This is a genomic window from Bradyrhizobium sp. LTSP857, assembly GCF_000938285.1.
Lineage (GTDB): Bacteria > Pseudomonadota > Alphaproteobacteria > Rhizobiales > Xanthobacteraceae > Bradyrhizobium.
The window spans coordinates 261,664-287,767 of sequence record NZ_JYMS01000026.1 but is presented as its reverse complement, the minus strand read 5'-3'; the positions used below and the strand labels follow the sequence as shown (position 1 = coordinate 287,767).

Genomic DNA, 26,104 nt, shown 5'->3' with positions numbered 1-26,104 from the left:
GCATTGGACCCGCATGATGATATCTCGCCTGCTCGCGGCCGTTGTCGCTGCGCTCTTTCTGATCGCCCCCGCAGCCGCAACGGACGCCGAGCTCGCGAAAATCGCGCGCGTCTCCGGCACGCCCGATATTCCCGGGCTGAAAATGGTCTGGCTCGCGCCGTGGGGCGATGTCGGCAATGCCCATCCATGGCGCAACATCATCGTGCACCAGACCGAGGGGCCGACGGGCTCGGCGCGCGGCGGCGCGCAGGAGCAAGCGAAGAACCCGACCAGGCGCGGCGTGATGGTCTGGGTGGAGACCGACGGCACGGTCTATTGGTCGGTTGCGGAAAATCTGGTGCCGACCCACACCGACGGCGCCAACCGCGACGACAACAAGTACATCGACAACAAGTCGACCTTTCATCAGGTCGTGCGCGACAATTCGATCGGTGTCGAGTTCGCCGGCAACTATCCCGACGTGGCGACCGGCCCGACGGCGGCGCAAGTCGCAGCGTGGAAGATCCTCGTCCAGGTCTTGCGCGCGCGCTACGGCATCCCGCTCGACCACGTCTACGCGCACAACTGGATCGACTACAAGGACGCCCGCTATTGCGAGGGCTGCTGGCTCGCGACGCTGGCAAGGACATGGGGGGAGTAAGGGGGGCGTTAGACCGGCTGCGCCATCCAACCAAAAAATCGCCGGATCAATCCCGGCCGCTGCGGTAACTCCGGCGGCTCGTCGGCCGCCAGCACGCGTTTGAAGAAGTAATCCAGAAACACCGTGTCGTTCGGCTCGGTGACGGTGAACTGCTCGTCGCCGAAGAACACGCTGTAATTATAGAAGAACGGACCCATGATCGGGATCGTGGCCGTGCTCGCATAGTCCTTCGAGATCACGAACTCCGCGGGGTCGAGCCCGTGCTCGCGCATCGCTTGCTCGACCAGCGGCAGCTTGCGGATGAACTGGGCGGAGAAGCCGCCGACGGTGGATTGCAGGATGATCGACACGGTGGTGTCCGTTCGCTTGAATGTTGTCGCTCGCTCTCTTTGGGTCGGTTGACCGGTCGCAGGGGTTCAAGGCAAGCTCGGTTCTACCTTGGGCTCAGGGGAGGGGAATGTGATGGCCGTCTCAGTCGGCAGGACGCTCTACCGACTGCAGCCACAGCCACCGCTGTCATCGCCCGGTTTAGCCGGGCGATCCAGTATTCCAGAGGCCTGCGTTGGAGATCTCGCTCTCGCGATGGCGCCGCGGCGTACTGGATGCCCCGCCTTCGCGGAGCATGACACCGAGTGTGGGACGAGCTTGGCGCTCAAACAGAGCATCGCCACAAAACAAAAAAGCCGGCGTTGCCGCCGGCTTTCTGTCTCTCGATCCGCCAATCTCTGGCGCGAAAGCCTCGCTTAGTGCGCGGCTTCCAGCGCGGCTTGTTCGGCCCTTGCGATCGTGCCCTTGACCGCGGACTGCACCTTCTCGAAGGCACGGACCTCGATCTGGCGGACGCGTTCGCGCGACACGCCGAACTCGGCGGCAAGGTCTTCCAGCGTCATCGGCTCATCGGCGAGGCGACGGGCCTCGAAGATGCGGCGTTCGCGCGGGTTGAGCACGCCCATGGCGCCATTTAGCGCGTCACGGCGGTGATCATACTCCTCGTGCTCGGCCAGCATGGCTTCCTGGTTGGGCGAATTGTCGACCAGCCAGTCCTGCCATTCGCCGGCTTCGCCGTCGTCGCGGATCGGTGCGTTGAGCGACGCGTCGCCACCGAGGCGGCGGTTCATGTCGATCACGTCCTGATCAGTGACGCCGAGACGCTTGGCAATGATCTTCACCTGGTCGGGGCGGAGATCGCCTTCGTCCAGCGCGGAAATCTTGCTCTTCGCCTTGCGCAGGTTGAAGAACAGCTTCTTCTGGTTCGCGGTGGTGCCCATCTTCACCAGCGACCACGAACGCAGGATGTACTCTTGAATCGACGCCTTGATCCACCACATGGCGTAGGTGGCGAGACGGAACCCCTTTTCGGGTTCGAAACGCTTCACCGCCTGCATCAAGCCGACGTTGCCTTCCGAGACGACCTCGGAGATGGGCAGGCCGTAGCCGCGATAGCCCATGGCAATCTTGGCCACGAGTCGCAGATGGCTGGTGACGAGTTGATGCGCGGCGTCACGATCGTCGTGCTCGCGCCAACGCTTGGCGAGCATGTATTCCTGCTGGGGTTCCAGCATCGGAAACTTGCGGATTTCGCCGAGGTAACGGGAAAGGCCGGATTCTCCATTGAGGACCGGCAGGGTAGCGGTACGGGCCATAGTGCGCCCTCCAAACAGGTTCAGGCCCCCGATAGCGGCGGGCCAGGCAGACGACCGCTTGGTTAAAGCCAGTCGTAGCTGCGATGTTCCGCGTTGGTCATTTCAACGCAGGCGCAATATACCCCAAGGGGGGGCAAAAAGGGAAGGATTGCTGACGTCACGTCCCCGTGTGGCAGCTATAACTTTTTGTAAGGTAAGGGTTTTCTGAAACTGCCTGCGTCATAGCGCCGCTTTCAAAGCCCCCTCCAGGAGAAGCAAATCCTCCGGCAGAGCCGCCTCCCAGTGAAGAAGTTCTCCGGTCCTCGGGTGCTCCAGTACCAGCAGATAGGCATGCAGCGCTTGCCGTCCAAGGGCGGTCAAAGCGGCCTGCGACTCAAGGCCGAGCTGGTTCGCCTTGGTCTTGAAATGCGGGCCGTAGACGGCATCGCCTAAGAGCGGATGGTCGATATGGGCGAGGTGGACCCGGATCTGGTGGGTGCGCCCGGTCTCGAGCTCGCAGGCCAGCAGGGTTGCGATCGGCTTGCCGTCGCGCCCGGCAAAACTCTGCAAAATCTCCCAGTGCGTCACCGCTTCACGGCCACTCTGGCGCACCGCCATCTTCTCCCGCGCATACGGATGGCGGTCGATCGGCGCGTCGACCGTGCCGCGATGGCGGCCCGGCGCGCCCCAGGCGAAGGCCATATAGCCGCGCCGCATCGGTCCGGTGCGGCCGTGATCGGCGAATTGCGCGGTCAGCGACGCATGCGCAAGGTCGTTCTTGGCGACCACCATCAGCCCTGTGGTGTCCTTGTCGAGCCGGTGCACGATGCCGGGCCGGCGAACCCCGCCGATGCCCGAGAGAGAGCTGCCGCAATGGGCGATCAGCGCATTCACCAGCGTGCCGGTCTCGTGCCCGGCCGCGGGGTGCACCACCAGCCCCTTCGGCTTGTTGAGGACGATGATGTCGTCGTCCTCGAACACGATATCCAGCGCGATATCCTCGCCCTTGGGCTCTGGCGGGACCGCCTCCGGCACGTCGATTATGATCGTATCGCCCGAACTGACGTGATAAGCGGGGTCGCGGACCGCGGCGGCCTTCAGGCTCACCGCGCCCGCCAAAATCAGGGCTTTCAGCCTTGATCGCGACAGGTCCGGCAGCTGTGCCGCCAGCACGCGGTCGAGCCGGGCCGAGCCCTCGTCGCCGCCGACCACGACCTCCAATTTCTGCGCTGAACCCGAGCTTTCCATGACGACGTCTGATACCGTTGTTCCCGACCCGAGCCTCGAGCAGGCCGCGCTGTTTGCGCGGGTGCGGCGGATGATGCTGATCGCGGGGTTGACGACGGCGCTGGCAATCTGCGCCGTCCTGATCGCGGTGGGCTACCGCCTTTTCAAGTCGGAGGGAAGGGCGGCGGAGCCGGTCGTGGACGTCACCGCTACCTTGCCGAAGGGAGCCAAAATCGTCTCGACCGGGGTTGCCGGGGACCGGCTCGTGATCACGCTCGATGTCGGCGGGGTTATCGAGATCCGCACCTTCGATGCCCACAGCTTGAAGCCGGCCGGAAAGCTGAAATTTGCCAATGAGCCGTAAGGCCGGGCTCGGAACTCCCCAACGCCTCCGCTGTCGTCCTGGGCGAAAGCCAGGACCCATAGCCACTGGCCGGATATGGTTATGGGGACTCGGAGTTAACTCTGCGCGTTACAATTATCCCGAGGGGTAATGGGTCCTGGCTTTCGCCAGGACGACGACAGAGAGCATGTCTGAAACCCTCAATCCCGGCTTGCCGCCGGCAAAATTCGAGGCTATGTCGTGTCCCTCACGCTCCCTTCGTCTAGCGGTTAGGACGCGGCCCTCTCAAGGCTGAAACAGGGGTTCGATTCCCCTAGGGAGCGCCATATATCCCGAACATCGATGCGTCTCAGCGCATCTCTTGGCGATCGACTCTCGTGAGCTGCGCAATTGCGGCGGCTATTGGCGAAGCGATGCCGCAATATCAGCGATCGATCTGAAGAGGATAAGCGGGTCATCCTTCGAGGGAATGAACCCGCGCCGTCCCCAGAACGCAGCAGCGTCAGTATCGACCGCGTTGACAATCAACGCACGCCCTCCAATCAGGCCTGCGGCCGTGACGCAGCGCTGGAGCGCATGCTTGAGCAGGCCGGTGCCAACTCCTTTGCCAATCCAATTCTCATCAGTCGCAAGCTGACCCAGCAGCAGGCAAGGCACAGGGTCGGGCGGTTGACCGGTCCGTATGGACCGCGGCAGAGACGAGGGTATGATTGCCGTCGGCGCGAGACCATAATAGCCGACCACTCGGTTCACGTCGTGAACGACCATAACGGCCGTAAAACCCTTTTCCTGGTTGGACAGCGCCCGCGTTTTGAGCCATCGGTCGAGGGATGGCTTGCCGCAGGAGAACTCGTCGAGATTGTGAGCCCCCGTCAGTGGTTCGGGGCCGGAGATTGCCAAGCCTCATCGCCTCTTGCTTGAGCGATTGGTCTCCCATGGCGCTGCACGCTGGAAGAGCTCAACCATTTCTGGGACCGGGGCAGCCGGGCCGGACAGCGTCGCCATGAATGCCTTGAAGCCGGATGGAGTCATTCGAATAGGGGCCGTCTCCATCAGCACGTCCTCGGCCGCACGTACTGCCGCGTCACGCACGAAGTCTGTGCGTGATCGCCCGCGCAGCGCCGCTGCCCGATCGATGATGGCAATGTCAGTTTCCGGCAGCCGCATCGAAAGCGGATGCTCCTTACGTTCAACGGCTCGGGGCATCATGAACCTCCATAGAAGCCAATATAGAATTTGTAGCGCTTTTTGCAATACGAAGTGAAGATACAGAAAATAAGCTAGCTATTTCAGGTGGATGGAAGCGGATGCCTTCGTTCTGAACAGAGCGCCGCATTAACCGACGATTTCGATCTCATTCAGCGCACACCAGTCGCGCAGCGCCTGCTCCGTGGCTTTCGCCTCGAAGGCATGCCAGCGATCGATCGCACCGCGTCTGGCGAGCAGCGCCTTGAATTTCGAATAAGCGCCGCGCTTGTCGAAGAAATAGCGGACGTCATCGAAATCGCCCGGCAGGTATTCGCCGGCAAAAGCGAGAACCAGCGGCTTGCCCAGATCGAGTTCGCGCTTGTCCGGGAGTGCGACGTATTTTTCCTCGTCGTGGATGTCGTCCGGTAGTTCGTCGAGCAACTCTGCTGTGTCCGGGAAATCGGTTTGGAGGTAGATTTTCCCGGTCTGCTTGCAGACGAAGGCGCAAAACTCTCCCATGTCGCCGCCGGTATTGGCGAACTCGAAGGCTCCGGTAATGTCCCCGATAGTCACTGGCATGGTGTTCGCCCGTGTCGACCACGATGATCTCAGATTGAAGCGCGCCGCGCTCAAAGTCGCAATGGGTATCGCGAGAAACTCGACCCATGCTGCAAAAAGAGGTCAGGCCCGGTCGGGCAGATCAAGATAGGCCATCTTGTCCATGACGCCGTCCATCAGCCCCGCCTTGTAGACGGCTTCAGCGAAGCGCCTGTCCTCGGCTACGCGACTGAGCTCGCCGTTGCCAATGCTCCGGGGCAGTAGCGCGCAAATCGCCTCGAGCATTTCGATCTCGAACGGAACGTTGACGCCGGCGGTCATCGAGAACGAGCCGGGGGTGATCAGCCTGGTCGCGATCAATTCTCCGTCGTCCATCGAACTTTCGAGCCCAATGTCGAGCAGCCACACTTTGGAGTTGCGGAGAATATCGGTGGCGATCAGGCCCGCCGAGTCGTGACGTTGTTCGATCAGAAGGATTGCAAACTGCGACGCGCGCATCGCGTCCAACATCAACCGCTCGTCGGATTGCGGTTCGAACCGGGCCGACCTCGCGTAGCGGTCGATCGCCCGGCGCTGTGTAAACGGCAAGGTCGTAGACATAGTACATCTCGTCCTCATGATCGAGAACGAACATCTTTCCCTGTGCCAATCCGAGCCGACGCGCGTGATTCAGAAACGTCTCGGCAGAGATGGAGCTGAGAACGTCGTCATGAAGTCTTTTGGAGATTTCCCGAAGATGAAGATATCTGTCGAGGAGATCGTCCCGCGTCGAACGCGTATCGGGGCCCCAAGGCAGGGGCGGCTGCTGTTGGACGAGAGGAAGGGCCATGGAACGTCTCCGAATTGGACCGGCAATTTTCTGCAATAATTACCGCTGTGCACCGATTCGCGTAACAGCCAATGTCGCAATTTTGTATCGGCCGGAGCCGCCCGGTTCCGGCCTTTTCACAGTCGAGGTGAACCATCTCGCAAGGTCAATCGGTGCTCGCGACCGCTAGGCTCTCATACCGCCTCGTAAGACGTGATCTTCTTGATCTGGGGCGCAAGCACGTCTTCGGCCGTTTCGAGATCGAAGCGCGCCTGAATGTTCATCCAGAACGCAGCTCCGGTCTTGAAGAATTTGCCGAGCCGTAGCGCGGTGTCGGCTGTGACGGGCTTTTCTTCGCGCGCAATGCGCTCGATCCGGGTGCGCGGCACGTTCAGGGCAGCCGCGACCGCGTAGGGTGTCAGCTTGAGCGGAACGAGAAATTCTTCACGCAGAATTTCGCCGGGATGAATTGGCGGTAGCTTTTTTGCCATCTGCGAACTCCTTTTGGTCGGCCACAAGGCGGGCCGGTCTGCCTAGTGATAGTCCACGATCTCGACGTCTTCGGGGCCCGCGGCGGTCCATCTGAATACGATCCGCCATTGATCGTTGATGCGGATCGAGTGCTTGCCGGCCAGATCGCCCTTGAGAGCTTCAAGGCGGTTGCCGGGAGGCGATTTCAACGTATCGAGAAACTCGGCGGCATCCACCATGATCAGCTTTCGGCGCGCGACTTTCGCGAGATCTGCCGGGAAACCCCTTCGGTGCCATGCGGCCCTGAAGGATCGTCTCGGCGAACTTCCCTTTGAAGCTCTTGATCATGGCTATACGTATCTCGTTGGGATACGTATTTCAAGTCCTTCGCATCTCAACGAGATACCATTGGCGGGTCTACTTGCGTAGGCCGGCCGTGGGCTTGGGCCGCCCGTCCGGCAAAACAGCCGTCACTTGTGTCAACCCCTTTCTACAAAAATATTCCACTTTGCCGAAATTCGGATTTGTCGTATGTGTCGACATCCCAGCCCACTAAAGGGGCGGTCGTACGTCGTCACGAACGCGGGCGGGGATTGCGGTGGACGCGGGCGGCGTCGATGCGGGATCGGGCGTGCAGGGCGGGATGAACCCCGTGAGTGCGTCACGAACTGCGCATGACGAACGGCGCCTATGCCCTGCGAAGCCTCTTGGCGAAGCAGGGTTGCCTGCGTACGGCGAAACCGTGTGGTCCTGGCCGTCGTTGCTACGGTCAAGCCTTCGCGAAGGAGTCATTGCGTCAACCGGCGCGGAGGTCGTGAATTTCGCGATGGTGAGGGAGGCCAGAACGAACTCGGCTCCCGGGAGAGCACGGCATAGGCCGTCAAACCACTGCGCAGGGAAGGCCGAACGTTTGGCTGCCCTGTGTTTCCCCTGTGCATTGCGTGTGCATCATCTTCGCATAGGGGTTGTGTGGGTGCCAGCCGGCGCCCGGTCTTCCCTGCGCCCTTTCTTACGAGAGGGTGAAAACGAAAAGCATGACTCGGGCCAAACGGGCCGCGAGAACGCGAGCGTACGCCCTGACCTCCCATGCGAGCATGATGCATCGGCATCAGCGGAGGTGGTCGTTCTCCCCGGAATCTGCCTCTATGCGCCCCGATCTGCCTCCGAAGCTGCCGCCGGGCCTTTGGAGGTTTTGGCTATTTGCATTTCGGAGCGACGATATGAGCGGTTTGGTGATCAGCGGCGGCCGGGTGGTGGATCCGGCGAGCGGGATGGATGCCATCGGCGATGTGGCGGTGGTGGATGGCAAGATCGCCGCCGTCGGCTCCTCGCTCGGCGGCGCCGAGCGGGTGATCGACGCGACCGGGCTCGTGGTCGCGCCCGGTTTCATCGATCTCCATGCGCACGGCCAGTCGCTTCCGGCCGACCGCATGCAGGCCTTCGATGGCGTGACGACGACGCTCGATCTCGAGGCCGGCGTGCTGCCGGTCGGGTCATGGTATGAGCGCCAGGCCAGGAAGGGACGCGTGCTGAACTACGGTGCCGCTACCAACTGGGCTTTTGCGCGCATCGGCGCGATGACGGGCTCCAATGCGGAGAGCTCGCTGGAGGCGTTCGGCAATGCCATGCGCGATCGCCGCTGGATGGACAACGTGGCGAGCGACGCGGAGGTCGCGGGCATCCTCGAGCGCCTCGCGCGCGGCCTGAACGAGGGCGGCATCGGCATCGGCATCTTGAACGCCTATGCGCCCGGCGCCGGCGTGCAGGAGCTGACCGCGGTCTGCCAGCTCGCGGCCAAGCAGGATGTGCCGACCTTCACCCACGTCGCCTATATGTCGCGCGTCGATCCTGAAAGCGCGGCGGAAGCCTATATCCGCCTGATCGGCTATGCCGGCGCCACCGGCGCGCACATGCACATCTGCCATTTCAACTCGTCGAGCAAGACCGACATCGCGCGCTGCCGCGTGCTGATCGAGAAGGCGCAGGCGCAGGGCCTCCCCATCACGGTCGAGGCCTATCCTTACGGCACCGGCTCGACCGTCCTCGCCGCCGCCTTCTTCAGCGACCCTGAATTCGTCGAGCGCAACGGCACCGGCTACGATTCAGTGCAGCGGGTGACCGACGGCTACCGCTTCCACGACCGCGAGGAGCTGCTCAAGGCGCAAGCCGAGGAACCCTCCACGCTTGTGCTGTGGCATATCCTCGACACCGACAACAATGCGCATCATCGCGACCTCCTCGATATGTCGGTGCTCTATCCCGGCGGCGCGATCGCCTCCGATGCGATGCCGTGGACGACGTCGGACGGCAAGACCTACACCGGCGACGCCTGGCCGCTGCCGGATGACGCCACCTCGCATCCGCGCTCGGCCGGCTGCTTCACAAAATTCATCCGCGAATGGGTGCGTGAGCGCAAAGCCGTGTCGCTGATGGAAGGCGTGCGCAAATGTGCGCTGATCCCCGCGGAGATTTTGTCGCAAAGCACGCCCGCGATGCGCGCCAAGGGCAGGCTCACGCAGGGCGCGGATGCCGACATCGTCGTGTTCGACTACGAGAAGCTCAGCGACCGCGCCACGTTCACGGCGATGAACCGTCCGTCGGAAGGCGTGCGGCATCTCGTGGTCAGCGGGCAGCCGTTGATCAGCGACGGCATTCTGGATGTCGAAGCGCGCCCCGGAAAGCCGGTGCGCCGGCCCGTCGTCGAGAGCTGACGCATGCCGGTCCCGATTCTCCTGGTCACGGGCTTTCTGGGGGCGGGCAAGACGACGATCGTGAACCATCTGCTGGCGCATGCGGGCGGGCGGCGGATCGCCGCCGTGGTCAATGATTTCGGCGCGATCAACATCGATGCCGAGCTGATCGCCGGCGCGAGCGACGGCGTGGTGAGTCTGAGCAACGGCTGCATCTGCTGCTCGCTCGAAGGCGATCTGCTCCGCACGCTCTCGTCGCTGCTGCGGCGTGATCCCAGGCCGGAGTACATCGTCATCGAAACCAGCGGCGTCGCCGATCCCGCCGACATCGTGCGCAATCTGCTGGACCCCGTGATCCTGCGCGAAGCACCGCTGGAAACGGTGCTCTGCGTGATGGACGCGGCAACACCGCCGGCGGCCCTGGATGACGCGCTGATGCGGTCGCAGTTGCGCGTCGCCGATATCGTGGCGCTGAGCAAGCTGGATCTGGCGGACGAGGGGGCAGGTGCCCGGATGCGTGATTCCATCCGCGCGCTCCGCGTTCCTGCGGTGGTGGTCGATGCACGCAATGGCGAGATCCCCGCTGCGCTGCTGTTTCCCGCGAATGTTGATCGTGCGCCGGCGCCGCGCGAGCCGGGGCCGAAACGGCCGGCCGAAGAGCGCTTCGAGACGCTGAGCTGGACGTCGGAGCGGGCGCTCTCGCTGCCACGCTTGCAGCAGGCCATCAATCGTCTGGCGCCAAAACTTGCGCGAGCCAAAGGCCTGTTCGAAACGATCGAGCAGCCCGGGCGCTTGATGGTGTTTCAGTTCGCCGGTGGCCGCGCGACGCTGGCGACAGGCGAGGTGCCGGTGCCGGGCGTGCCGCGAGCGCGGATCGTCTTCATCGCCGAGCTCGGCGTGCTCTCGAAGGCCGAGCTCGACGGGATCATGGAGGGGTGCGTTGCGAGTGGGTGAGCTGAGGCAGTAGTATGGATCGCAATCGTAGGAATGAGCCTGGCATGTCGCCCAAAATCGCACCCGCTGACGCCGCCTCGCGCCGCGCCGCCAAACCGGCGATCGTCTACCCGGCCGGCACGATGCCCAGGCCCGACCTGGCCGCGCTCGAGCAAGCCCGCCATACCATGGTCAAAACGCACGAAGTCATCGTACCGGCGCGCGACGCCAGAACATTTCGTGTCGCGCGCGGCCAGTTCTTCCGCATCGTCAGCATTGAGGGCCCCCAGGTCGGCGATCTCAATCTCTGGAACGCGGACGATCTCTCCGAGCGTTTTTTCAGCGGCAAGACGCGCGCGATCCATGGCACGCATGTCGGCGCCGGCGACCGGCTCTGGAGCAACATGCCCTATCTTCGGCCGATGGCGACCATCAGCCACGACACGCTCGGCTGGTACGGTTTCGACGAGGACGGCGGCGGAATTCACGACGTCATAGGCACGCGCTGCGATCCCTACACGAACCTGATGCTGAACGGCGGCAGCTATGATTTCTGCTGCCATTCCAATCTGTCCCGCGCGCTTGCTGCTGAACTGAAGATGGAGCCACGCACGGTCGAGCATCACGTCCACGACGTGCTCAATGTCTTCATGTGTACCGGCTTCACCAGAGACACACACCAATATTTCATGAAGGCAAGCCCCGTCCGTCCCGGCGACTTCATCGAGTTCTTCGCGGAGATCGATCTGCTCGGAGCGTTGTCGGCCTGTCCCGGTGGAGACTGCAGCGCAACCCATTCCAGCGACGCTGCGGCATGCCACCCGCTCAAGATCGAAATCTTTGAGCCGGATCGAGCGACACTGAAGGGCTGGACCTGGTCGTCGCCGAGTGAGTACCACCGCCGCCACGGTGCGCATGCGGGAAGCTGAGCCTCGGGTCCTGTCGGCAGGTCCGGCAAACTCACGCGAATTGCGCGAGGCCGTGGCCGACGGACCAGTTTTCCGCCGGGGCGTCGAGCACGTTCACGAACACGTCCTCCGGCCGGATCCCCGGGTTTTCGCCGAGCAGCGCCGCGATTCGCCGATACAGCGTCTTCTTCTGCTCGGCGGTACGCGTGGCGAACACGGTGATCTGGATCAGCACTGCGTCGTCGCTTCGCTTGATGCCGTAGGCGTTGCCGCAGCGGAAGTTTGCGGGCCCAAGCTCGCTGATGGTCATGAACTCGTCGCCCTCGGGCACGTTGAGCGCCTCGCGCATGGCGCAATAGAGGCCGTCGAGGATCGCTTTCCGGTAGGCCTCCGGCTTGCCGGCGCGCATCGAGATGTGAAGCAGAGGCATCGCGGTCCCTTTGGCGCATTGACGAAAGGGGTCATCGACCCCAATTTGTTTTTGACACGGTGTCGAGAAACCATGTTTTTGACGTCGTGTCAAATACTCTCGAGGGGAGCAAAACTTGAGGCCGCGCGAATTCGACCACGACGATCTCCTGCGCATCGCGTTCGATCAGTTCTGGCGCAACGGCGTCCGCGGCACCTCGCTGTCCGACGTCGCGCGCGACGCCGGCGTCCAGCGCGGCAGCCTCTACAATGCCTTCGGCAGCAAGGAGGCGCTGTTTCTCCAGGCCTATGAGCGCTACGCGGGCGACTATGTCGGCTCGATCCAGAAGGTGCTCGGCTCGGGCACCTTGCGAAAACGCCTCGCGGCGTTTTTCGATCTGACGATCAAGAACTTCCGCTCCGGCTCGCCGCCTCGGGGATGTCCGACGACGCGGGGGCTGATGGAGCTTGGCTCGGTCGAAGGCGAAGGGTTGGACGAAGGCGCGCGCCAGGCGTTTGCGGCTATGGTGACGCGCATCACCGCTCTGGTCCGGGATACCTTGTCGGCAGGTGCGGAACGGGGCGAGTTCAGCGGCGATCCCGAAATTGCCGCCTTGCACATCATCACCGTGACGCGCGGGCTGGCTGTTCTCGAGCGCGCCTATGGCGATGAGGCCGAGCTTCGAAAGATTGCGGCCCACACCATCGATCTGACCCTGCGCAAGGACGTCGCCAAATCCAGGTGATACTGCAGGGGTTCGGAGCCCGAATGCTTAAAGCTTTGATAAGGCGTTCGGGCTAAATTGGCATATCTGTATTGCTTATTCATGCGAGCCCCAATGATTTTCTCCCGTATCAGTTTCAAGCTGGTCCTGATTGTCGGCGTCAGCCTCCTCGGCATGATTGCGCTGGTGCCGATCGCGCTCTCGACCCTGCGCGGACAGATGGTTGCCGATCGCCAGGCCAAGATCCAGCAGATGGTTGATGTCGTCTACGGTATTCTGACGCACGAGCAGAAGCTCGAGAGCGAAGGCAAACTCACGCGCGAGCAGGCACAGGCCGCCGCGATCGCGGAGATCAAGAGCCTGCGCTACGACAAGGTCGAGTATTTCTGGCTCAATGACATGGCCGCAAAGATGATCATGCATCCGATCAAGCCCGAGCTTGACGGCAAGGATGTCTCGGACATGAAGGACCCGACCGGCAACCGCCTGTTCTCCGGTTTCGTTGACGTGGTCAAAAAGCAGGGTGCGGGCTTCTATAGCTACCTCTGGCCCAAGCCCGGCTTCGAGCAGCCCGTTGCCAAGATTTCCTATGTGAAGGGTTTTGCGCCCTGGGGCTGGCTTGTCGGCACCGGCATCTATCTCGACGACGTCGACGCCGTGTTCCGCCAGGATGCGATGACTTTCGCGCTGGTTTGCCTCGCCGTGTTCGTGCTCGTGCTCGGCTGCTCGTTCGTGATCGGCCGCAGCGTCACCCGGCCGCTGGCCAAGATCACCGCGCTGACCGAGCGCCTCGCCGCCGGCGACAGCGCGTTCGACGTGCCCTACACCCATCATAACAACGAGGTCGGCGGGCTCGCCAAGGCGCTGGCCGTCTTCAAGGACAACGCGTCGCAGGTGGGCCGGATGCACGCCGAGCAGCAGGAGGCGAAGCAGAGGGTCGACGACGAGAAGCGCAAGACGATGACCGATCTCGCCGGCAAATTCGAGGCGAGCGTTCAGGCCGTGGTTAGCGAAGTCTTCAACGAGGCCCGCGCCATGCAGCACGCCGCGCAAGGCATGTCGGAGACCGCGAACAAGGCGACCGACCGCGCCAGCTTCGTCGCCACCGCCTGCCAGCAGGCCTCGAGCAACGTGCAGACGGTGGCCTCAGCCGCCGGCGAGTTGTCGTCCTCCATCAGCGAGATCAGCCAGCGCGTCGCACAGGCCGCGGCGGTGGCCGATAAGGCGGCCGCCGATGGCCAGCGCACCAACGATACGGTTCAGGGCCTTGCTGCGGCCGCGCACAAGATCGGCGAGGTCATCGACCTCATCAACCAGATTGCCTCGCAGACCAATTTGCTCGCGCTCAACGCCACCATCGAAGCGGCCCGTGCCGGCGAGGCCGGCAGGGGCTTTGCGGTGGTCGCAAGCGAAGTGAAGTCGCTGGCGAGCCAGACCGCCAGGGCGACCGAAGAAATCGGCGCGCAGATCTCGGCGATCCAGACCGAGACCAACCAGGTCGTTGGCAATATCGAAAGCATTCGCTCGACCATCATGGAGGTCAACGAGATATCCTCGTCGATCGCAGCCGCAGTCGAGGAGCAGGGCGCCGCGACCCAGGCGATCGCCCACAGCGTGCGGGAGGCGGCCTCCGGCACCGACCAGGTCTCGCAAAACATCTCCGGCGTCACCGAGGCGACGGCAGAGACCGGCCAGGCCGCAGGCGTCGTGCTGCAATCGAGCGGCCGGCTGACGCACAAGCTGCAATCCCTCCAGGACGAGGTCAGCGCCTTCGTTGCGGGGGTACGGGCGGCCTAGTGCGGCCGCTCTTCTGCGACATCGCGAAAATACTTCGCGATGTCCGCGCGCGTTGCGACCCAGACGCGGCCGTCGAGCCGCGCAAGCTCGGCGAGAATGGCCTTCACGGCCCGGAAGCGCGCTGGCCGGCCGCAAATGCGCAGATGAAAGCCGATCGACAGCATTGAGGACCGCCCGCGTTCGGCCTCCTCGAGCAGCGTCGTGAGCGCGGCGCTGACATAGCCCGAAAAATCCTCCGGCTGCACAAATCCGTTCGGGTGGAAAAACTTCATATCGTTGGTGTCGAAGCCATAAGGCAGGATCAGCATCGATCCCCGCGGCGATGGACTCCAATAGGGCAGGTCGTCATCGAGTGCGTTCGAATCGTAGTCGAAACCGAGTTCGATCAGGAGATCGCGGGTCCAGGCGCTCTGGCTGCCGCGCGACATGAAGCCGACCGGCGTGACGCCGGTCACGCGGGCAATTACCTCGCGTGTCCTCTCGATGTCGCGACGCTCGGTTTCGGGAGCGCCATAGAGCGCGTGCGACAACCAGCGCCAGCCGTGCACCGCCGGCTCGTGCCCGGCGTCAATTGCTGCGCGCGCGAGATCAGGTACACGTTCGACCGCACGACCGCACATCATAAAGGTAGAACGGATGTTGGCGTCAGCGAAGGCGTCGAGGAAACGCCACAGGCCGGCGCGCATGCCGTAATCGAACACCTGCTCCTGCGCGAGGTCGCGTACACTTGGCGGTAGCGTCGAGGCGACCTCGCCGTAGCGTTCGGTCTCGGCGTCGCCCTGTTCGACGGCAAGCTCGGCGCCTTCCTCGAAATTCACCACCAGCGACACTGCGACGCGGGCGCCATTAGGCCAGATGATATCCGGGCGTACCCTGCCATATCCGCGGAGATCGCGTTGGATCGGCATGGTCAGCGGCTCCCGATCTGACGGCTGACGCCACCGAAGATCTCCGCGCAGACGAGGCCGGCCAGCGTCACCAGCACGACCACGCCGGAGACGGCGGCGACGCGCACGTCGAGACTGCCTTCGAGGATCGCCCAGAGCTTGATCGGCAGGACTTCGGTGCGGGCATCGGCCAGGAACAGCGACACCGGAACGTTGTCGAACGAGGTCAGGAACGCCACGAAGCAGCTCGCGATGACGCCGCGGCGGATCAGCGGCAGCGTGATCCGCCGGAATGTGTACCAACGGCTGGCGCCGAGGCTGTGTGAGCAGGTGATCAGCCCCGGATTGAGTTGCTGCACCGATGCACCAACCATCCGGATCACGAAGGGCACGCAGATGATGGTGTGGCCGAGCACCAGCGTGGCCGCAGACAGTCGGATGCCGAGAAGGTTGAAGACCAGCAGCAGCGATAGGCCGAATGCCATCGCGGGAAGTACCATCGGCGACATGAACAGCGCATCCAGAGCGCGCGCGGTCTTCAGTCTGCTGCGCGCGAGCCCGAGGGCTGCCGCGCCACCGAGCACGGCAGAGAGGATCGTCGCCGCCGCGGCGACCTTGAGACTCGTCAGAGCGGGTTCGATGATCTCCTGTGATTGCAGCAGCTCGACATACCAGCGCAACGACCAGCTCGGCGGCGGGAATTTCAGCGTGATACCGCCGGTGAAGGAAATGATGACCACGACCAGGGTCGGTGCCAGCAGCAGCAGCATCCCGAAGCTGGTGATCGTTCCGACCACGCCGGAATAAATGCGATCGATCAAGCTACGCTGCATCGATGCCTCGCACGTAGCGGCGGGACAGCGCGCCGATGGCAAAGACGATGCCGGTCACGGCGAGTGTGAAGACCAGCGACAGCGCCGCTGCGAACGGCCAGTCCTGCACGCCGACCGCCTGCTGATAGATGTAGGATGGCATCAGAATGATGCGTCCGCCGCCGACCAGCGTCTGGGTGATGAAGGCGGTCGCGGCGGCGGCAAAGACGAGCAGCCAGCCGGCAATGGCGCCCGGCAGCGTCAGCGGCAGGATGACGGTCACGAAGGTACGGGCGCGGCTTGCTCCGAGCCCCTCGGCGGCCCTCGTCAGGTTGCCGTCGAGCCGCAGCAGGCTGTTGATGACCGGTAGTGCCATCAAGGGAAGCTGGATCTGGGTCAGCGCCAGAACCATGCCCTCCCAAGTATAGAGCAGCCGGGCGGGCGCCTGCCAGAGCCCGAGTGACAGCATCGCCGAGTTGATGATGCCGTCGCGGCCGAGGATGACGATCCAGGCGAAGGTGCGCACCACCGTGCTGGTGAGGAGCGGCAGCATGATCAGGAAGGTGATCAGGGTGCGCATGAACTGGCCGCTCGCGACATAGACGAGCGCCAGCGGATAGGCGAGGACCAGCGCCGCAAGCGCGACTTCCGCGCCGAGCAACAGCGTGTCCGACAATACCTTGATACTGAACGGGTCGGACAGAAATCGCAGATATTGCGCCAGCGACAACTCCGCAAATTGCGGGGTCCGGAACAGGCTGATCGCGACAAGCGCGGCCAGCGGCAGCACGAAGGCTGCGAAGAACAGCGCTGCCAGCGGGATCACTGGCAGCAATTGTCTTGATGCGGTTGTGCTGGCCGGTGTCATCTTAAATCTTCACTTCCTTGCTGAAACGGGTAATCCACTCGCCGCGCATCGCTTGGAATTTGGTCCAGTCGAGCAGGACATTGTTGGCGACGAGATCGTCGACGCTCTTGGCCACGGTGAGGTTGGCGCCGGTCAGCGCCACCTTGCTGTTAGTCGGCATCATCACCCAGGGCGCGGCCTCGATCCCTTTTTGCGTGTCGACCGACATCACGGTGTCGAGATAGTCGAGCACAGCCTTCGGATCCTGGTTGTTCTTGACGATCTGCGCGCTGGTGCGGATCACGACGGCGCCGGATTTCGGTTTGGCGAAGGCGATATCGACGCCCTTGGCGGCGAGCAGCGCCACGTTGTTCCAGAAGTTGAAGGCGATATCGATCTCACCCTGCTGGAACAATGTGGCCAGCGCGCCGGGCGAGGCTGCGATCGCGCTGACATTCGGCAAGAGCTTTTTGATAGCTTCGAAAGCCGGCTCAATGTTGGTCTCGGAGCCGCCGTTCAGCTTGGCGATCTCGACCATGAAGGCGGTGCCGAGGCTCGAGCCGAGCCCAGTGATGCCGACGCGCCCCTTGTATTCTGGCTTCCACAGATCCTCCCAGGAGGTCGGAGGCGTCGTGATCTTCTTCGGATTGTAGGCGATGCCGATCAACTGCACTGTGATAACAGGGGCGTAGCCGTCGGGATGCCGGAATACGTTCGGAATGTCGGCATAGGACTTCGACTGTTCGATCGGGAATTTCTCCAGCACGCCGCTGGCAATCGCCGGAATCAGCGGCCCTTCGTCGAACAGCACGACGTCGAAAGGCGGCGCATTGCGCGAAGCCTGGATCTTGCCGATCTGATCAACACCGAGCAGGGGTGTGAAGGTGACGCTACCGGTCTTCTTGAAGGCCGGTCCGACCACGGCGCGGAAGGCTTCGTCGAAACTGCCGGGATAGGTCGTCGCCACGATCGAGGTGGTGGCGCGCGATGAACTCGGCAATCCGAGGCCTGCCGCGGCGAGGGCGGCTGAACCGGTCGCAAGCAGCGATCTCCGGGATAGGCTCATGTCAGATACTCCTTTGCTGTTGGCTTGAAACGTCGTCGACCGGCGTGCTGAAGATGCTGACACGCGAAAGATCTGAGATCGCGAGCCAGACGTTCGATCCCGCTTGCGCCTTCGCGGTTGTAGCGGCGCGCGCCTGGCTGATCTTCACGGCCTCGCCGCTGGCGGTGATGCCCTCGGTGACACTGACGGCGCCGAGCGGCACAGTGGCGCGGATCGTGACGGGAATTGCGCCGGGCCGTTCGGCGGCACCGAACTCGACGTTCTCGGGTCGGACCGAGACCGTCACCGGGGTGCCGCGCCTGCGTTGCACGGAGCGTCCGAGATCGATCTCCGGACCTGCATCCAGCAGCACGCGGTCTGTCTCGGTCACGGTGCCGCGCAGCAAATTTGTGTGGCCGATGAAACTCGAGATGAAGAGGCTCGCCGGGCGATCGTAGAGCGCATCAGGGTTGTCGATCTGCTCGATGCGGCCCTTGTTGAGCACGACGATGCGGTCGGCCATCGACAGCGCCTCCTCCTGGTCGTGCGTGACGATGATGGAGGTGACGCCGAATGTCCTCAGCAGGCTCTTGATCTCGATCTGCATGTCGAGGCGCAGATTCTTGTCGAGTGCCGAGAACGGCTCGTCGAGCAGGACGAGGCCCGGATCGATCGCGAGCGCGCGGGCCAGCGCCACGCGCTGCTGCTGCCCGCCGGACAGCTCGCCGGGGAGCCTTCGCGCGAACGTCGTCATCTGGGCAAGGCCGAGCATCTGCTCGACCTTCGTCGCGACCTCGGCGTTCGCAGTCTTGCGCGCTCGCAGTCCGTAGGCGACGTTCTCGAACACCGTGAGATGCGGAAACAGGGCGTAGTTCTGGAACACCATGCCGATGCGGCGGCGGTTCGCTGGTATGTGCTCCACCCGCGCGCCGTCGAAGCGGACTTCACCCCGGGAAGGGCGCAGGAAGCCTGCGATGATCTGGAGCATCGTGGTCTTGCCGCAGCCGGATGGTCCGAGCAGCGCGATCAACTCTCCGGCCGCGACGGCAAGGTTGATCCCGTCCAGCGCAACTGTCGCGCCGAACGCGTGGCCTATGTCCATGAGATCCAGCGAATGTCCGCGCGTGTTGCTCAACGCCGACTCCGTCGTTCGTGTGTCCCGACACGAAGGAAGGTTAGCAAGCGCCGTGCCAATCCTGTCTGATAGCTAATGCATTGTGAGTACGTTGATAATTTTAAGGCGCCAAAAATTGGCGCCAATAAAGTGTCTATATTGTAAACATTATGTCGGTTGTTTTGTGCAAAAAATAGGCTGCGGCAACATTAGAAAACCCTGTAAAAGCGAAGCATGAAGCGAGTTCGTTCCGTTAAGCGCAAGTCGAAGCGCCCCGAGCCAAAACGCGGGAAGCCCGAGGCTGTCGATCCGCGCAGCATCGATGACGATCCGGTGGTTCAGGACATTTTGACCGCGATCAGCCAGAAGCGGCTCAAGCCGGGGGCAAAGCTTGGCGAGGACAAGCTCGCGGCTGCGTTCGGCACTACGCGGATTCATATCCGCCAGGCGCTGGCGCATCTCGCCTCGCGCAAGGTGGTGATGCAAATCCCCAACCGCGGAGCGTTCGTGTATCGGCCGAGCTGGGAGGAGGCCCAGGAAATTTTCGCCGCGCGGCGCCTGATCGAGACTGCCACGGTGGCTGCGGCGATCGACCGGTTGGACAAGTCAGGCAAGGCCGCGCTGAAGGCGCATATGGAGCTCGAAGCGCGCCACGACCGCAATGATCGCTGGGCCTCACTGTCGGTCACGGCGGAATTCCACATCCTGGTCGCGAAGCTCGCGGGCAACCGCGTGCTGCTGGACATGTCACGCGAACTGATGCTGAGGACGTCGCTGGCTATCGCAACGTTCGAGCAGCCGGACGAGCAGGATTGTTCACCCGACGCGCACCCCGACATCGGGGCGCTGATTCTCGCCCGGGATAAGGCCGGCGCGATTCATGCCATGCGTCACCACCTCGAGGAGATGGAGCAGCGGATCAGGCCCCAGGAGGGCAGGGACGAGGTCGACGAGCTCACCGCGATCTTCCAGGAGATCGGCGCGCGTGCAGCACGGGCGGGCGGATAGCATGGCCGGCCGTCGCATCCTCCTGATCAATCCAAACAGTCTTGAGGCGACCACCGCGATGATGGTCGCCATTGCGAAATCTGCTGCCACGGACGGCTTCGACATCATGGACGCCACGGCAACACGTGCTCCGCAGATGATCGTATCGGCGGAGGCACTGGATACGGCTGCGCCTGAGGTCGAGGAGATCGCGCGAGCGCATCAGCACGCCTGCGATGGCGTCATCGTCGCCGCCTTCGGCGATCCCGGTCTGGCCGGGATCAAGGCCCACATGGCGTTGCCTGCGGCCGGCATTGGAGAGGCGGCAATGCTGGAGGCGGCCGGAAGTGGTCGTCGCTTCGGTGTGGCAACCACGACGCCGCTGCTCGGAGCGAAAATCGACGCCTTGCCCGAAGCGCTGGGATTGCGATCCTGCTACCGGGCACGCGGTTCGCCGATGGCGATCCGGAAGCATTGATGCGCGACCCGGCGCGGCTGCGCGCAGCTCTCGCCGGCGCGATTGAGGCCTGCATCGCGCGGGACGGGGCGGAAGCGGTCATCATCGGCGGCGGACCGCTGGGCGAGGCCGCGCGCGGGCTTCAACCGATGTTCGCCGTGCCGGTCATCGCGCCGATCCCGTCTGCCGTGGCGCGGATTATTCGCCTCATCACGTCGCGCGCGGCTGGCTGATATTCCGGCCCGCGGGAGCGGTCCTTGCGACCGGCTTCCTCGCCCTTGACGATCTCGGCTAAAGTGAAGAAGCAGGATCATCGAACCTGCCGCCTTGCGTTTGGCCGCGGGGCCATGGAGACCGCTGCATGTCGTTCAAGAAGCTCCTGATCGCCAATCGCGGCGAGATCGCCATCCGCATCGCGCGCGCAGCCGCCGATGCCGGCATTGCAACGGTTGCGATCCATCCGGCCGATGACGCGCTGTCGCTGCACGTGCGTGTTGCCGATGACGCCGTCGAAATCCTCGGTCGTGGAGCGCGGGCCTATCTCGACATCGATGCCGTGGTGAAGGCGGCGAAGAGCGCCGGCTGCGATGCCGTGCATCCCGGCTACGGCTTCCTCAGTGAGAATGCGGCGTTCGCGAAGGCCTGCGCCGACGCCGGCATCGCCTTCGTCGGGCCGAAGGTCGCGGCACTCGAACTGTTCGGCGACAAGGTCGCGGCACGCCAATTGGCAAAACGCTGCGGCGTGCCGATCATCGCCGGCACCAGCGGGCCGTCGTCGGTCGAGGAGATCACGGCGTTCTTCACCTCGCTCGGCAGCAATGCGGCGATCGTGATCAAGGCAATGGCCGGCGGCGGCGGCCGTGGCATGCGCGTGGTGGAGAACGCTGCGGATCTCGCGGAGGCCTATGCCCGCTGCCAGTCCGAGGCCAAGGCGGCGTTCGGCTTCGACGGTGTCTATGCCGAGCGACTGATCCGGCAGGCGCGCCATATCGAGGTGCAGATTATCGGCGACCGCCACGGCGCGATCTCTCATCTCTGGGAACGCGAATGCACCATCCAGCGCCGCCATCAGAAGCTGATCGAGGTGGCGCCGAGCCCTTCGTTGAGCGAGCCCCTGCGCGGCCGTATCATCGAGGCGGCGAAGCAGCTTGCAACGGCCGCGGCTTACGACAATCTCGGCACGTTCGAGTTTCTGGTCGACGGCGGTGCTGAGGACAGCTTTGCCTTCATCGAGGCCAATCCGCGCCTTCAGGTCGAACACACCGTGACGGAAGAGGTGCTCGGCCTCGACCTTGTCCGCGCCCAGCTCGCAGTTGCCGCAGGCAGCACGCTGGCCTCGCTCGGCCTTGCGCAGGGATCGATCCCGAAGCCGCGCGGCTATGCCATGCAGTTGCGCGTCAATATGGAGACGCTGGATGAGACCGGCGCCACGCATCCGACCGGCGGTGTGCTCGCCGTGTTCGAGCCGCCGTCGGGGCCCGGTGTCCGCGTCGATAGTTTTGGCTATGCCGGCTACAAGACCAGTGCCGCCTTCGACTCCCTGCTGGCCAAAGTCATCGTGCACACACCGGGCGAAGCCTGGCACGACGTCGTCGCAAAAGCCTCGCGTGCCTTGCGCGAGTTCCGGATTGACGGCGTCGTCACCAACATCGCTTTCCTTCAAGCGGTGCTCGCGCATCCCGATTTCAGGACCAACCGCATCGCGACCGACTTCATCGATCGCAACATCGGCAAGCTTGTCGAGGCCGCCGATGGCGCGGCCAAGCCACTCTACTTCGCTGCGGCTGAACGGAGTGGTGGCCACAGCGCGGAAGCGCATGTCGCGCAAGCCGTACCCGAAGGTGCCGTGATGGTTGCGGCACCGCTGCAAGGAACCATCGTCACCATCCAGGTCAGGGAAGGCGAGATCGTGCGCCCCGGCCAGCAACTCGCAGTGATCGAGTCCATGAAGATGGAGCATCTGGTCATGGCCGAACAGGGCGGCCGGGTGATGAAGCTCGTCGCCGGCGACGGTGTCACGCTGATGCATGGCGAGCCGATCCTCTATCTTGAACCGCTCGACGTCGCGGCGGATCATTCGGCGGCCGAAGCCGATGTCGATCTCGACCACGTTCGTCCCGATCTCGCCGAGCTGATTGCGCGTCAGGCCAATACACTTGACGCGAACCGCCCGGGCTCGGTCGAGCGTCGCCGCAATACCAACCAGCGCACCGTGCGCGAGAACGTCGCGCAGCTGGTCGACGACGGCTCGTTCATGGAATATGGCAGCCTCGCAATCGCGGCGCAGCGCCGCCGCCGCAAGCTCGACGATCTCATCAAGAACACGCCGGCCGATGGCCTCGTCATGGGCGTTGCCACCGTCAATGCCGAGAAGTTTGGCCCTGAAGGCGGCCGCTGCATCGTCGTGGCCTACGACTACACCGTGCTTGCGGGCACGCAGGGCCACATGAACCACAAGAAGATCGACCGCATGCTGACGTTGGCGGAAGACTGGCGCGTGCCGCTGGTGTTTTACGCCGAAGGCGGTGGCGGTCGGCCTGGCGACACCGACCGGCTCGGCATGACCGGCCTCGACGGCCCATCCTTCGTGCAGTTCGCAAGGCTCTCCGGGCTCGTGCCCGTGATCGGAATCGTCTCGGGCTATTGCTTCGCCGGCAATGCCGCGATGCTCGGCTGCTGCGACGTCATCATTGCGACGAAGAATGCGTCGATCGGCATGGGGGGCCCCGCGATGATCGAGGGCGGCGGGCTCGGCGTCTATCATCCGGCCGAGGTCGGCCCGGTCTCGTTCCAGTCGCCGAACGGCGTCATCGACATTCTCGTCGAGGACGAGGAGGATGCGACGCGGGCCGCGCAAAAATACCTGTCCTATTTCCAGGGCGCTGTGACGGAGTGGCAGGCGGCCGATCAGCGCCTGCTCCGTCGCGCGATCCCTGAGAACCGGCTGCGAGTCTACGACATCCGCAGGGTGATCGATCTCGTCGCCGACAAGGACAGCGTGCTGGAGCTGCGCCGCGACTACGGCGTCGGCATGATCACCGCGCTGATCCGCATTGAAGGAAAACCGTTCGGCCTGATCGCCAACAATCCGCGCCATCTCGGCGGCGCGATCGATGCCGACGCCGGCGACAAGGCCGCGCGCTTCCTCCAGCTCTGCGACGCCTTCGATCTGCCGATCGTCTCGCTCTGCGACACGCCCGGCTTCATGGTCGGCCCCGAGGCCGAGAAGACCGCGATCGTGCGCCATGTCTCGCGCATGTTCGTCACCGGCGCGAGCCTCACTGTGCCGTTGTTCGGCATCGTGCTGCGCAAGGGCTATGGGCTGGGCGCGCAATCGATGATCGGCGGCGGCTTCCACGCCTCGTTTTTCACGGCGGCGTGGCCGACCGGCGAGTTCGGCGGCATGGGCCTGGAGGGCTATGTTCGTCTCGGCTTCCGCAAGGAGATGGAGGCGATCGCCGATCCCGAGGAGCGCGAGACCTACTACCGCAACAAGGTCGCGGAGCTCTACGCCAACGGCAAGGCGGTCTCGATCGCCTCGGTGTTCGAGATCGACAATGTCATCGATCCCGCCGAGACGCGGCGCTGGATCATGGCAGGGCTCCGCACGGTGCCGAAGCCGTCGGCGAGGACAGGGAAGAAGCGGCCTTGCATTGATACTTGGTGAGGGCAGTGCAGCAATTCTGACGGCGTCGCGTCTGTTCCCGGTTCCCGATTGACATCTCCGCCTGTGGTGCCAGACTTTGCACAATAATACAGGGTGGAGACGTCCGCGATGGCCAGCCTTTCGGCCTCGAACCATGTCGCCCGTGTCTTGTCCGTCGCCAATCACGTGGCCGACGTCGACGCCTCTTCGCGCATCGCCAATTCCTGGCGGCGCTGCCTGATCAGCCACAAGCTCGACCCCGCCCGCCAGGGTCCGCCACAGACGCTTACCGAGGCAGAGGTGCGGCACGTCGTCGAGCCGATGGAAGAGACGATCAGGCTGCTCACGCCCGAGCTCGACGATCTCGCCCGCGTGCTGCGCGACGCCGGTTACTGCGTCAACTTCGCCGACACGAATGCAACGATGCTGTTCAGCCGCCTGCCGGGCGAAGCCGACGCCAAAATGTTCATGGACTGGAAGATCTATACGGGTTCGAACTTTGCCGAGACGTTTGAGGGCACCAACGGTCTGGGGACCTGCCTCGCCGAGCAGAAGCCGATCCTGGTGCATCGCGACGAGCATTTCCGCGCGCAGTGGCACATGTTCTCTTGCGCCGTGGCGCCGCTGTTCGACCAGGCCGGACGCCTTGCAGGCGCCATCAACATCACCTCGTGCCGCGAGGATCTCGAACGGACCGCGCATCAGCTCGCGCTTGCAGTGACGATGGAGGCGACGCGCCGGATGGAGGGCGCGATCTTCCGCGATCATTTCCACAACGCCTGGATCGCGACCGTGCCGGGCGACGGCGGCAGCGGCCTGCTCGCCTATGACGACGACCACCGCATCGTCGGCGCCTGCCGGTCGGCGCGTGCGCTGCTCAGCCTCACCGATGGCATGATCGCGTCCGGCATCGATCTGTCACGCTACATCAAATTCGATCATCGCGCCGCGCGCAATGCCGACGAGCTCGTCGAGCTGCGCCGCGCCGATGGCAGCGCGTTAGGGCAGGGGCATGTTGTGCCGCCGCTGCGCGCGAAGTCTTCTACGCCACGTCGCGATGTAACCGTCGATCGCTTCGACGCGCTGCACCGGCTCGCCGGCCGTGATCCCAGCCTGATCAAGAGCGTGAAGCAGCTCAGAAGCATCGGCGATCACAATCTACCGGTGCTGCTACATGGCGAGACCGGCGTCGGCAAGGACGTGTTCGCCCGCGCCATTCACGCCGCGAGCAACCGAGCCCGCAACAACTATGTCGCATTGAACTGCGCGGCGATGCCGGAGAGCCTGATCGACGCCGAGCTGTTCGGCTACGAGGCCGGCGCCTTCACCGGCGCGCGGCGTGACGGCTCGAAGGGCCTGATCGTGCAGGCTGACGGCGGTACGCTGTTCCTGGACGAGATCGGCGACATGCCGATCGGGCTACAGACGCGGCTTCTGCGCGTACTGGAAAATCGCGAGGTCTGGCCGCTCGGCGCGCTCAAGCCTGTGCCCGTCGATATTCGCCTGATCAGTGCCAGCCATCGCGACCTCGGTCGCATGGCGGAAGAGGGCGTCTTCCGCGCTGATCTCTACTTCCGTCTCCGCGGCATGGAGGTGCGCCTGCCAGCGCTGCGCGAGCGCGCGGACAGAGATGATGTCATCCGCCAGATCGCGCGCGAAGAGGCGCCGAACTGCCGCCTGTCGGAGGAGGCCTGGTCGCAGCTCGCGGCCTATCCGTATCCCGGCAATATGCGCCAGCTCCGCCACGTGCTGCGGCTCGCCGGCTGCACTGCGGAGGATGGTATCATCACCGACGCAGACCTCGATCTGCCGCCGTTTGGTCGGAGGACGGCGGAGTCGGATCTTGCCGCGGCCGAACGCGCGACCATCATTGAAGCGTTGCGCAAGCATGGCGGCCGCGTCACCGAGGCGGCGCGCGCGCTAAAACTCAGCCGTGCCACGCTGTATCGGAAGATCAAGCTGCTGAAGATTGAGACGGCGCAGTAGCGCCG

At 63.8% G+C, this 26,104-nt stretch carries 25 protein-coding genes, 1 tRNA gene and 2 pseudogenes; 12 read left to right on the top strand and 16 right to left on the bottom strand.

Annotated features, from left to right (window positions below):
* The first annotated feature begins 13 nt into the window (after positions 1-13).
* Positions 14-640, top strand: a complete 627-nt coding sequence (locus UP06_RS15450; protein WP_045003587.1) for a peptidoglycan recognition protein family protein — start codon at positions 14-16, stop codon at positions 638-640.
* Positions 641-648: 8 nt separating this feature from the next.
* On the opposite strand, the gene UP06_RS15445 is transcribed toward UP06_RS15450, so the two are convergent.
* The 3 genes from UP06_RS15445 to UP06_RS15435 form a co-directional block, all read right to left on the bottom strand.
* Positions 649-990, bottom strand: a complete 342-nt coding sequence (locus UP06_RS15445; protein WP_045003586.1) for a hypothetical protein — start codon at positions 988-990, stop codon at positions 649-651.
* A gap of 393 nt (positions 991-1,383) precedes the next feature.
* The gene (gene rpoH / locus UP06_RS15440; protein ID WP_045003585.1) at positions 1,384-2,283 is read right to left on the bottom strand and encodes an RNA polymerase sigma factor RpoH; all 900 of its coding nucleotides are present in this window, start codon (positions 2,281-2,283) and stop codon (positions 1,384-1,386) included.
* 219 nt (positions 2,284-2,502) lie between these two features.
* Positions 2,503-3,510: an RluA family pseudouridine synthase gene (locus tag UP06_RS15435; RefSeq protein ID WP_045003584.1), complete on the bottom strand. Its 1,008-nt coding sequence runs from the start codon at positions 3,508-3,510 to the stop codon at positions 2,503-2,505.
* On the opposite strand from UP06_RS15435, the gene UP06_RS15430 reads away from it, so the two are divergent.
* Together UP06_RS15430 and UP06_RS15425 are read left to right on the top strand one after the other, a co-directional pair.
* Positions 3,509-3,853 (top strand): hypothetical protein, encoded by a 345-nt coding sequence (locus UP06_RS15430; RefSeq protein WP_045003583.1) that lies wholly within the window; start codon positions 3,509-3,511, stop codon positions 3,851-3,853. The genes UP06_RS15435 and UP06_RS15430 overlap by 2 nt on opposite strands.
* A 230-nt stretch (positions 3,854-4,083) precedes the next feature.
* Positions 4,084-4,158, top strand: a tRNA-Glu gene (locus UP06_RS15425).
* 73 nt (positions 4,159-4,231) lie between these two features.
* Here UP06_RS15425 and UP06_RS15420 read toward each other — a convergent pair.
* The 7 genes and pseudogenes from UP06_RS15420 to UP06_RS42665 all read right to left on the bottom strand — a co-directional run bounded on the left by UP06_RS15420 (position 4,232) and on the right by UP06_RS42665 (position 7,096).
* The gene (locus UP06_RS15420) at positions 4,232-4,732 is read right to left on the bottom strand and encodes a GNAT family N-acetyltransferase (RefSeq protein WP_045003582.1); all 501 of its coding nucleotides are present in this window, start codon (positions 4,730-4,732) and stop codon (positions 4,232-4,234) included.
* A 3-nt stretch (positions 4,733-4,735) separates the two neighbouring features.
* Positions 4,736-4,999 (bottom strand): type II toxin-antitoxin system TacA family antitoxin, encoded by a 264-nt coding sequence (locus UP06_RS15415; protein WP_502691554.1) that lies wholly within the window; start codon positions 4,997-4,999, stop codon positions 4,736-4,738.
* 168 nt (positions 5,000-5,167) lie between these two features.
* The gene (locus UP06_RS15410; protein WP_349509933.1) at positions 5,168-5,653 is read right to left on the bottom strand and encodes a hypothetical protein; all 486 of its coding nucleotides are present in this window, start codon (positions 5,651-5,653) and stop codon (positions 5,168-5,170) included.
* A gap of 48 nt (positions 5,654-5,701) precedes the next feature.
* On the bottom strand, positions 5,702-6,178 hold the full coding sequence (locus UP06_RS15405; protein ID WP_045003579.1) for a DUF7986 domain-containing protein: 477 nt from the start codon (positions 6,176-6,178) through the stop codon (positions 5,702-5,704).
* A gap of 34 nt (positions 6,179-6,212) precedes the next feature.
* A pseudogene (locus UP06_RS42670) lies at positions 6,213-6,407 on the bottom strand (hypothetical protein); the annotation flags it as partial.
* 173 nt (positions 6,408-6,580) lie between these two features.
* Positions 6,581-6,877 carry a HigA family addiction module antitoxin gene (locus UP06_RS15395; protein ID WP_045003576.1) on the bottom strand — a complete coding sequence of 99 codons (297 nt, stop codon included), beginning with the start codon at positions 6,875-6,877 and terminating at the stop codon, positions 6,581-6,583.
* A 42-nt stretch (positions 6,878-6,919) separates the two neighbouring features.
* Positions 6,920-7,096, bottom strand: a complete 177-nt coding sequence (locus UP06_RS42665; RefSeq protein ID WP_045003574.1) for a type II toxin-antitoxin system RelE/ParE family toxin — start codon at positions 7,094-7,096, stop codon at positions 6,920-6,922.
* Positions 7,097-8,077: 981 nt separating this feature from the next.
* Here UP06_RS42665 and UP06_RS15385 point away from each other — a divergent pair.
* The 3 genes from UP06_RS15385 to UP06_RS15375 are packed head-to-tail and all read left to right on the top strand — an operon-like array spanning position 8,078 to position 11,409.
* Positions 8,078-9,568, top strand: a complete 1,491-nt coding sequence (locus UP06_RS15385; RefSeq protein WP_045004194.1) for an amidohydrolase family protein — start codon at positions 8,078-8,080, stop codon at positions 9,566-9,568.
* Between the two features lie 3 nt (positions 9,569-9,571).
* A complete protein-coding gene (locus UP06_RS15380) occupies positions 9,572-10,501 on the top strand; it encodes a CobW family GTP-binding protein (RefSeq protein WP_045003572.1) in 930 nt (309 codons plus the stop codon).
* 44 nt (positions 10,502-10,545) lie between these two features.
* Positions 10,546-11,409 (top strand): urea carboxylase-associated family protein, encoded by an 864-nt coding sequence (locus UP06_RS15375; protein ID WP_045003570.1) that lies wholly within the window; start codon positions 10,546-10,548, stop codon positions 11,407-11,409.
* A gap of 31 nt (positions 11,410-11,440) precedes the next feature.
* Here the strand turns inward: UP06_RS15375 and UP06_RS15370 are convergent, their stop codons facing one another.
* Positions 11,441-11,818 (bottom strand): tautomerase family protein, encoded by a 378-nt coding sequence (locus UP06_RS15370; protein ID WP_045003569.1) that lies wholly within the window; start codon positions 11,816-11,818, stop codon positions 11,441-11,443.
* Between the two features lie 115 nt (positions 11,819-11,933).
* On the opposite strand from UP06_RS15370, the gene UP06_RS15365 reads away from it, so the two are divergent.
* Entirely contained in the window at positions 11,934-12,542 is a 609-nt protein-coding gene (locus UP06_RS15365; RefSeq protein ID WP_045003567.1) for a TetR/AcrR family transcriptional regulator, read from the top strand.
* A 93-nt stretch (positions 12,543-12,635) separates the two neighbouring features.
* On the top strand, positions 12,636-14,318 hold the full coding sequence (locus UP06_RS15360) for a methyl-accepting chemotaxis protein (protein WP_045003565.1): 1,683 nt from the start codon (positions 12,636-12,638) through the stop codon (positions 14,316-14,318).
* Here UP06_RS15360 and UP06_RS15355 read toward each other — a convergent pair.
* The 5 genes from UP06_RS15355 to UP06_RS15335 are packed head-to-tail and all read right to left on the bottom strand — an operon-like array spanning position 14,315 to position 19,011.
* Positions 14,315-15,226: a polysaccharide deacetylase family protein gene (locus UP06_RS15355; RefSeq protein ID WP_082081439.1), complete on the bottom strand. Its 912-nt coding sequence runs from the start codon at positions 15,224-15,226 to the stop codon at positions 14,315-14,317. The two genes, UP06_RS15360 and UP06_RS15355, sit on opposite strands and share 4 nt — an antisense overlap.
* Positions 15,227-15,228: 2 nt before the next feature.
* Positions 15,229-16,038 carry an ABC transporter permease gene (locus UP06_RS15350; protein ID WP_045003563.1) on the bottom strand — a complete coding sequence of 270 codons (810 nt, stop codon included), beginning with the start codon at positions 16,036-16,038 and terminating at the stop codon, positions 15,229-15,231.
* The gene (locus tag UP06_RS15345; RefSeq protein WP_045003561.1) at positions 16,028-16,885 is read right to left on the bottom strand and encodes an ABC transporter permease; all 858 of its coding nucleotides are present in this window, start codon (positions 16,883-16,885) and stop codon (positions 16,028-16,030) included. The genes UP06_RS15350 and UP06_RS15345 overlap by 11 nt, the downstream gene beginning before the upstream one ends.
* Position 16,886: 1 nt before the next feature.
* Positions 16,887-17,930 (bottom strand): ABC transporter substrate-binding protein, encoded by a 1,044-nt coding sequence (locus tag UP06_RS15340; protein ID WP_045003558.1) that lies wholly within the window; start codon positions 17,928-17,930, stop codon positions 16,887-16,889.
* Between the two features lies 1 nt (position 17,931).
* Entirely contained in the window at positions 17,932-19,011 is a 1,080-nt protein-coding gene (locus UP06_RS15335) for an ABC transporter ATP-binding protein (RefSeq protein ID WP_045003556.1), read from the bottom strand.
* A 246-nt stretch (positions 19,012-19,257) separates the two neighbouring features.
* Here UP06_RS15335 and UP06_RS15330 point away from each other — a divergent pair, with 246 nt between their 5' ends.
* The 4 genes and pseudogenes from UP06_RS15330 to UP06_RS15315 all read left to right on the top strand — a co-directional run bounded on the left by UP06_RS15330 (position 19,258) and on the right by UP06_RS15315 (position 26,099).
* Positions 19,258-20,031, top strand: a complete 774-nt coding sequence (locus UP06_RS15330) for a GntR family transcriptional regulator (protein WP_045003555.1) — start codon at positions 19,258-19,260, stop codon at positions 20,029-20,031.
* Between the two features lies 1 nt (position 20,032).
* Positions 20,033-20,700 (top strand): annotated as a pseudogene (locus UP06_RS15325) (aspartate/glutamate racemase family protein).
* A gap of 128 nt (positions 20,701-20,828) precedes the next feature.
* Entirely contained in the window at positions 20,829-24,134 is a 3,306-nt protein-coding gene (locus UP06_RS15320) for an acetyl-CoA carboxylase family protein (RefSeq protein WP_045003553.1), read from the top strand.
* 108 nt (positions 24,135-24,242) lie between these two features.
* Complete coding sequence (locus tag UP06_RS15315) at positions 24,243-26,099, top strand: sigma-54-dependent Fis family transcriptional regulator (RefSeq protein ID WP_045003552.1); 1,857 nt, start codon at positions 24,243-24,245, stop codon at positions 26,097-26,099.
* Positions 26,100-26,104 lie beyond the last annotated feature (5 nt).

What these genes read in the sequence shown, in the direction of transcription:
- UP06_RS42665 (WP_045003574.1), bottom strand. Translation starts at nt 7,096, where the DNA reads ATGGTGGATGCCGCCGAGTTTCTCGATACGTTGAAATCGCCTCCCGGC.
- UP06_RS15350 (WP_045003563.1), bottom strand. Translation starts at nt 16,038, where the DNA reads ATGCAGCGTAGCTTGATCGATCGCATTTATTCCGGCGTGGTCGGAACG.
- UP06_RS15375 (WP_045003570.1), top strand. Translation starts at nt 10,546, where the DNA reads ATGTCGCCCAAAATCGCACCCGCTGACGCCGCCTCGCGCCGCGCCGCC.
- UP06_RS15345 (WP_045003561.1), bottom strand. Translation starts at nt 16,885, where the DNA reads ATGACACCGGCCAGCACAACCGCATCAAGACAATTGCTGCCAGTGATC.
- UP06_RS15395 (WP_045003576.1), bottom strand. Translation starts at nt 6,877, where the DNA reads ATGGCAAAAAAGCTACCGCCAATTCATCCCGGCGAAATTCTGCGTGAA.
- UP06_RS15435 (WP_045003584.1), bottom strand. Translation starts at nt 3,510, where the DNA reads ATGGAAAGCTCGGGTTCAGCGCAGAAATTGGAGGTCGTGGTCGGCGGC.
- UP06_RS15340 (WP_045003558.1), bottom strand. Translation starts at nt 17,930, where the DNA reads ATGAGCCTATCCCGGAGATCGCTGCTTGCGACCGGTTCAGCCGCCCTC.
- UP06_RS15355 (WP_082081439.1), bottom strand. Translation starts at nt 15,226, where the DNA reads ATGCCGATCCAACGCGATCTCCGCGGATATGGCAGGGTACGCCCGGAT.
- UP06_RS15370 (WP_045003569.1), bottom strand. Translation starts at nt 11,818, where the DNA reads ATGCCTCTGCTTCACATCTCGATGCGCGCCGGCAAGCCGGAGGCCTAC.
- UP06_RS15450 (WP_045003587.1), top strand. Translation starts at nt 14, where the DNA reads ATGATGATATCTCGCCTGCTCGCGGCCGTTGTCGCTGCGCTCTTTCTG.
- UP06_RS15385 (WP_045004194.1), top strand. Translation starts at nt 8,078, where the DNA reads ATGAGCGGTTTGGTGATCAGCGGCGGCCGGGTGGTGGATCCGGCGAGC.
- UP06_RS15330 (WP_045003555.1), top strand. Translation starts at nt 19,258, where the DNA reads ATGAAGCGAGTTCGTTCCGTTAAGCGCAAGTCGAAGCGCCCCGAGCCA.
- rpoH (WP_045003585.1), bottom strand. Translation starts at nt 2,283, where the DNA reads ATGGCCCGTACCGCTACCCTGCCGGTCCTCAATGGAGAATCCGGCCTT.
- UP06_RS15415 (WP_502691554.1), bottom strand. Translation starts at nt 4,999, where the DNA reads ATGCGGCTGCCGGAAACTGACATTGCCATCATCGATCGGGCAGCGGCG.
- UP06_RS15360 (WP_045003565.1), top strand. Translation starts at nt 12,636, where the DNA reads ATGATTTTCTCCCGTATCAGTTTCAAGCTGGTCCTGATTGTCGGCGTC.
- UP06_RS15315 (WP_045003552.1), top strand. Translation starts at nt 24,243, where the DNA reads ATGGCCAGCCTTTCGGCCTCGAACCATGTCGCCCGTGTCTTGTCCGTC.
- UP06_RS15335 (WP_045003556.1), bottom strand. Translation starts at nt 19,011, where the DNA reads ATGGACATAGGCCACGCGTTCGGCGCGACAGTTGCGCTGGACGGGATC.
- UP06_RS15320 (WP_045003553.1), top strand. Translation starts at nt 20,829, where the DNA reads ATGTCGTTCAAGAAGCTCCTGATCGCCAATCGCGGCGAGATCGCCATC.
- UP06_RS15405 (WP_045003579.1), bottom strand. Translation starts at nt 6,178, where the DNA reads ATGTCTACGACCTTGCCGTTTACACAGCGCCGGGCGATCGACCGCTAC.
- UP06_RS15430 (WP_045003583.1), top strand. Translation starts at nt 3,509, where the DNA reads ATGACGACGTCTGATACCGTTGTTCCCGACCCGAGCCTCGAGCAGGCC.
- UP06_RS15380 (WP_045003572.1), top strand. Translation starts at nt 9,572, where the DNA reads ATGCCGGTCCCGATTCTCCTGGTCACGGGCTTTCTGGGGGCGGGCAAG.